The sequence below is a fragment of the uncultured Caballeronia sp. genome (assembly GCF_964243625.1).
Classification (GTDB): Bacteria; Pseudomonadota; Gammaproteobacteria; order Burkholderiales; family Burkholderiaceae; genus Caballeronia.
Window position 1 is genome coordinate 1 of the sequence record NZ_CAXTGZ010000449.1, and the last position, 5,026, is coordinate 5,026.

The window sequence follows — 5,026 nt, forward strand, 5'->3', positions numbered from 1 at the left end:
CAAATGGACGGCGCGATCCTGGTGTGCTCGGCTGCAGACGGCCCGATGCCGCAAACGCGTGAGCACATCCTGCTGGCTCGCCAGGTTGGCGTGCCGTACATCATCGTGTTCCTGAACAAGTGCGACATGGTGGACGACGCCGAGTTGCTGGAACTCGTCGAAATGGAAGTGCGTGAGCTTCTGTCGAAGTACGATTTCCCGGGCGACGACACGCCGATCATCAAGGGTTCGGCCAAGCTGGCGCTGGAAGGCGACACGGGCGAGCTGGGCGAAGTGGCGATTTTGAACCTGGCTGATGCGCTGGACACGTACATCCCGACGCCGGAGCGTGCAATTGACGGTACGTTCCTGATGCCGGTGGAAGACGTGTTCTCGATCTCGGGTCGCGGCACGGTGGTGACGGGTCGTATCGAGCGCGGTGTTGTGAAGGTGGGCGAAGAAATCGAAATCATCGGCATCAAGCCGACGGTGAAGACGACGTGCACGGGCGTGGAAATGTTCCGCAAGCTGCTGGACCAAGGTCAAGCGGGCGACAACGTGGGTATTCTGTTGCGCGGCACGAAGCGTGAAGACGTGGAACGTGGTCAAGTGCTGGCCAAGCCGGGTTCGATCACGCCGCACACGCACTTCACGGCTGAAGTGTATGTGCTGAGCAAGGACGAAGGCGGTCGTCACACGCCGTTCTTCAACAACTATCGCCCGCAGTTCTACTTCCGTACCACGGACGTAACGGGTTCGATCGAGTTGCCGAAGGACAAGGAAATGGTCATGCCGGGCGACAACGTGTCGATCACGGTGAAGCTGATCGCTCCGATCGCCATGGAAGAAGGTCTGCGCTTCGCTATCCGTGAAGGCGGTCGTACCGTCGGCGCCGGTGTCGTGGCCAAGGTTCTCGAGTAAAATCCTGAGCTTGCTTCAAAAGCTGTAGTTAGCAGTCGTGCCCGGGGCCGGGCGCACGTGCCTTACGCGTGCTCGGCTCCTTGCTCTTTTACCAAATCGACGGTGCAACACCGTCTCGCTCTTTTCAAGGAATTGTCATGGCAAACCAGAAAATCCGCATTCGCCTCAAGGCTTTCGACTATCGTCTGATCGATCAATCGGCAGCTGAAATTGTCGATACGGCCAAGCGGACTGGCGCAATCGTACGTGGCCCGGTGCCGCTGCCGACCCGTATCCAGCGTTTTGACATTTTGCGTTCGCCGCACGTCAACAAGGCGTCGCGCGATCAGCTTGAAATCCGTACGCACCAGCGCCTGATGGACATCGTCGACCCGACGGACAAGACCGTTGACGCGTTGATGAAGCTCGACCTGCCGGCTGGCGTCGACGTCGAAATCAAGTTGCAGTAAGTTTCACCGCGCCGCTCTCGCGAGGAGTGGCGCTAAGTCTTTGATTGCTTGCGGAAAACGAAAAGCCTTGTTATACTCCAAGGCTTTTCGCGCATTTGCGCAAAAAAGTCGGTGCGATTCTCAGGAATTGACCGGCATTTTGTAAATCAGCCCCGACCAATCGCAGTTGGGAATGGAGAAAACGATGAGCCTTGGACTCGTAGGTCGCAAGGTTGGCATGACCCGTATCTTTACGCCTGAAGGGGATTCGATTCCCGTCACCGTACTGGACGTGTCGGACAACCGCGTGACGCAGATCAAGTCTGTAGAAACGGATGGTTACATCGCCGTTCAAGTTGCATTCGGTACTCGCCGCGCATCGCGCGTGACGAAGCCGCTGGCAGGTCACCTTGCCAAAGCCGGCGTACAAGCTGGTGAAGTCCTCAAAGAATTCCAAATCGATTCCACAAAGGCTGCCGAGTTGTCGAACGGTACCGTGATCGGTACGGACATTTTCGAAGTGGGTCAGAAAGTCGACGTGCAAGGCGTGTCGATCGGTAAGGGCTACGCCGGTACCATCAAGCGTCACAACTTTGCTTCGGGTCGCGCATCGCACGGTAACTCGCGTTCGCACAACGTCCCTGGTTCGATCGGTATGGCGCAGGATCCGGGTCGTGTTTTCCCGGGTAAGCGCATGACGGGTCACATGGGCGACGAAACGGTTACGGTGCAAAACCTCGTGATCGCTCGCATTGACGCTGACCGCAATCTGTTGCTGGTTCGCGGCGCCGTTCCTGGCGCCAAGGGCGGCAAGGTTTTCGTGACGCCGGCAGTCAAGACGCGCGCTGTGAAAGGAGCGAAATAATGGAACTTAAGCTCCTGAACGCCAATGGTCAGGAAGGCACGGGTGTAAACGCATCGGACGTCGTGTTCGGTCGCGATTACAACGAAGCGCTGATCCATCAGGTCGTCACGGCCTATCAAGCCAACGCACGTAGCGGTAACCGCGCGCAGAAGGATCGTGAGCAAGTCAAGCACACGACCAAGAAGCCGTGGCGCCAAAAGGGTACGGGCCGCGCTCGTGCCGGTATGTCGTCGAGCCCGTTGTGGCGCGGCGGTGGCCGTATCTTCCCGAATTCGCCGGAAGAAAACTTTTCGCACAAGGTCAACAAGAAGATGCATCGCGCAGGTCTCTGCTCGATCTTCTCGCAGCTGGCCCGTGAAGGCCGTATCTCGGTAGTCGACGAGCTCACGCTCGAAGCGCCGAAGACCAAGCTGCTGGCCGAAAAATTCAAGGCAATGGGTCTGGAATCGGTCCTGGTCATCACTGACACGGTCGACGAAAACCTGTACCTCGCGTCGCGCAATCTGGCCCACGTGGCCGTTGTCGAGCCGCGTTACGCCGACCCGCTCTCGTTGATCTACTTCAAGAAGATCCTGATTACGAAGGCTGCGGTCGCCCAGATCGAGGAGTTGCTGTCATGAGCGAGATTCGCAAGAACGATCATCGTTTGATGCAGGTCCTGCTCGCGCCGGTGATCTCCGAAAAGGCGACGCTGGTGGCCGACAAGAACGAGCAAGTTGTGTTCGAAGTCGCGCCCGATGCCACGAAGCAGGAAGTGAAGGCTGCTGTCGAGCTGCTGTTCAAGGTAGAAGTCAATTCCGTCAACGTGCTGGTCACGAAGGGTAAAGCCAAGCGCTTTGGCCGCTTCATGGGCAAGCGCAAAGACGTGAAGAAGGCATATGTCTGCCTGAAGCCCGGCCAGGAAATCAACTTTGAAGCGGAGGCCAAGTAATCATGGCAATCGTAAAAGTTAAGCCGACTTCGCCGGGTCGCCGCGCGATGGTCAAGGTGGTCAACAAGGACCTGTACAAGGGCAAGCCGCATGCAGCGCTGCTCGACGCACAGTCCGTGACCGCCGGCCGGAACAACTCCGGTCGCATCACGACGCGTCACAAGGGTGGCGGTCACAAGCAACACTACCGTATGGTCGATTTCCGTCGCAACAAGGACGGAATTCCGGCAAAGATCGAACGTCTTGAGTACGATCCGAACCGTAGCGCGAACATCGCGCTGGTTCTGTACGCAGACGGCGAGCGCAAGTACATCATCGCTCCGAAGGGTGCGACGGTGGGTCAATCGTTGATGTCTGGTTCGGAAGCGCCGATCCGCTCGGGTAACACCCTGCCGATCCGCAACATTCCGGTCGGTACGACGATTCACTGCGTCGAGATGTTGCCGGGCAAGGGTGCGCAAATGGCGCGTTCGGCGGGCACGTCGGCCATGTTGCTGGCTCGCGAAGGCACGTACGCTCAGGTTCGCCTGCGTTCGGGTGAAATTCGCCGTGTGCACATCGAGTGCCGCGCGACGATTGGTGAAGTTGGCAACGAAGAGCACAGCCTCCGTCAAATCGGTAAGGCCGGTGCTAACCGCTGGCGCGGTATCCGCCCAACGGTGCGTGGCGTTGCAATGAACCCGGTCGATCACCCGCACGGTGGTGGTGAAGGTAAGACGGCAGCAGGTCGCGATCCGGTCAGCCCGTGGGGAACCCCGGCTAAGGGCTATCGCACCCGCAGCAACAAGCGCACGACGACGATGATCGTTCAGCGCCGTCACAAGCGCTAAGGAGTAAGCAATGGCACGTTCTGTTAAAAAAGGTCCGTTCTGCGACGCTCATTTGCTGAAGAAGGTTGAGGCTGCCGCAGCTGCGCGTGACAAGAAACCGATCAAGACCTGGTCGCGTCGTTCGACGATCCTGCCGGACTTCATCGGTCTGACGATCGCCGTTCATAACGGCCGTCAACACGTCCCGGTTTATGTTTCGGAAAACATGGTCGGCCACAAACTTGGCGAGTTCGCATTGACCCGTACGTTCAAGGGTCATGCAGCCGACAAGAAGGCCAAGAAATAAGGGGCTATCAAGATGGAAGTAAAAGCTATTCATCGCGGTGCCCGCATCTCGGCGCAGAAAACGCGTCTTGTGGCTGACCAGATCCGTGGTTTGCCGGTCGACAAGGCGCTGAACGTTCTGACGTTCTCGCCGAAGAAGGCGGCGGGTATTGTCAAGAAGGTCGTGTTGTCTGCGATCGCGAATGCGGAACACAACGAAGGCGCCGACATCGACGAGCTCAAGGTAACGAGCATCATGGTCGACAAGGCCGCTTCCCTGAAGCGTTTTACCGCGCGCGCAAAAGGCCGTGGTAACCGCATCGAGAAGCAATCCTGTCACATCACTGTGACGGTCGGGAATTAAGGAGCCATACGATGGGACAAAAAATTCATCCGACAGGCTTCCGTCTGGCTGTCAGCCGAAATTGGGCGTCGCGTTGGTACGCGAACAACACCAATTTCGCGTCGATGCTGCAGGAAGACATCGGTGTTCGTGAATACCTGAAGAAGAAGCTGAAGAACGCTTCGGTTGGTCGGGTAGTCATCGAGCGTCCGGCGAAGAACGCACGTATCACGATTTACAGCTCGCGTCCGGGCGTTGTGATCGGCAAGAAGGGTGAGGATATCGAACTGTTGAAGTCGGAACTGCAACGCCGCATGGGTGTTCCGGTCCACGTCAACATCGAAGAAATCCGCAAGCCGGAAACCGACGCACAGTTGATCGCTGATTCGATCACGCAACAACTCGAGCGCCGGATCATGTTCCGCCGCGCGATGAAGCGTGCGATGCAAAACGCCATGCGTCTGG

At 57.8% G+C, this 5,026-nt stretch carries 9 protein-coding genes; all 9 read left to right on the top strand.

The genetic code is table 11. The annotated features are described in order from the left end of the window. Positions 1-900, top strand: a 900-nt coding sequence (gene tuf / locus ACFFAR_RS24290; protein WP_375508603.1) for an elongation factor Tu, incomplete at its 5' end; no start/stop codon positions are given. A gap of 137 nt (positions 901-1,037) precedes the next feature. Continuing rightward, on the top strand, positions 1,038-1,349 hold the full coding sequence (rpsJ, locus tag ACFFAR_RS24295; protein WP_056355405.1) for a 30S ribosomal protein S10: 312 nt from the start codon (positions 1,038-1,040) through the stop codon (positions 1,347-1,349). A 184-nt stretch (positions 1,350-1,533) separates the two neighbouring features. Beyond that, the gene (gene rplC, locus ACFFAR_RS24300; protein ID WP_056355628.1) at positions 1,534-2,193 is read left to right on the top strand and encodes a 50S ribosomal protein L3; all 660 of its coding nucleotides are present in this window, start codon (positions 1,534-1,536) and stop codon (positions 2,191-2,193) included. Beyond that, a complete protein-coding gene (rplD, locus tag ACFFAR_RS24305) occupies positions 2,193-2,813 on the top strand; it encodes a 50S ribosomal protein L4 (RefSeq protein ID WP_056355407.1) in 621 nt (206 codons plus the stop codon). Before rplC ends, rplD begins: the two co-directional genes overlap by 1 nt. Continuing rightward, the gene (gene rplW, locus ACFFAR_RS24310) at positions 2,810-3,124 is read left to right on the top strand and encodes a 50S ribosomal protein L23 (RefSeq protein WP_031361581.1); all 315 of its coding nucleotides are present in this window, start codon (positions 2,810-2,812) and stop codon (positions 3,122-3,124) included. The genes rplD and rplW overlap by 4 nt, the downstream gene beginning before the upstream one ends. 2 nt (positions 3,125-3,126) lie before the next feature. Continuing rightward, positions 3,127-3,954, top strand: a complete 828-nt coding sequence (gene rplB / locus ACFFAR_RS24315; protein ID WP_375508604.1) for a 50S ribosomal protein L2 — start codon at positions 3,127-3,129, stop codon at positions 3,952-3,954. A 10-nt stretch (positions 3,955-3,964) separates the two neighbouring features. Continuing rightward, entirely contained in the window at positions 3,965-4,240 is a 276-nt protein-coding gene (rpsS, locus tag ACFFAR_RS24320) for a 30S ribosomal protein S19 (RefSeq protein ID WP_031361579.1), read from the top strand. 12 nt (positions 4,241-4,252) lie between these two features. Next, positions 4,253-4,582, top strand: coding sequence for a 50S ribosomal protein L22 (rplV, locus tag ACFFAR_RS24325; protein ID WP_031361578.1), 330 nt, complete (start codon positions 4,253-4,255; stop codon positions 4,580-4,582). Positions 4,583-4,593: 11 nt separating this feature from the next. Further along, positions 4,594-5,026: 30S ribosomal protein S3 (gene rpsC / locus ACFFAR_RS24330; protein WP_375508605.1), on the top strand; the 433-nt coding region annotated here is incomplete at its 3' end.

Coding starts and splice junctions, on each gene's coding strand:
- rpsJ (WP_056355405.1), top strand. CDS start 1,038: ATGGCAAACCAGAAAATCCGCATTCGCCTCAAGGCTTTCGACTATCGT.
- rplC (WP_056355628.1), top strand. CDS start 1,534: ATGAGCCTTGGACTCGTAGGTCGCAAGGTTGGCATGACCCGTATCTTT.
- rplD (WP_056355407.1), top strand. CDS start 2,193: ATGGAACTTAAGCTCCTGAACGCCAATGGTCAGGAAGGCACGGGTGTA.
- rplW (WP_031361581.1), top strand. CDS start 2,810: ATGAGCGAGATTCGCAAGAACGATCATCGTTTGATGCAGGTCCTGCTC.
- rplB (WP_375508604.1), top strand. CDS start 3,127: ATGGCAATCGTAAAAGTTAAGCCGACTTCGCCGGGTCGCCGCGCGATG.
- rpsS (WP_031361579.1), top strand. CDS start 3,965: ATGGCACGTTCTGTTAAAAAAGGTCCGTTCTGCGACGCTCATTTGCTG.
- rplV (WP_031361578.1), top strand. CDS start 4,253: ATGGAAGTAAAAGCTATTCATCGCGGTGCCCGCATCTCGGCGCAGAAA.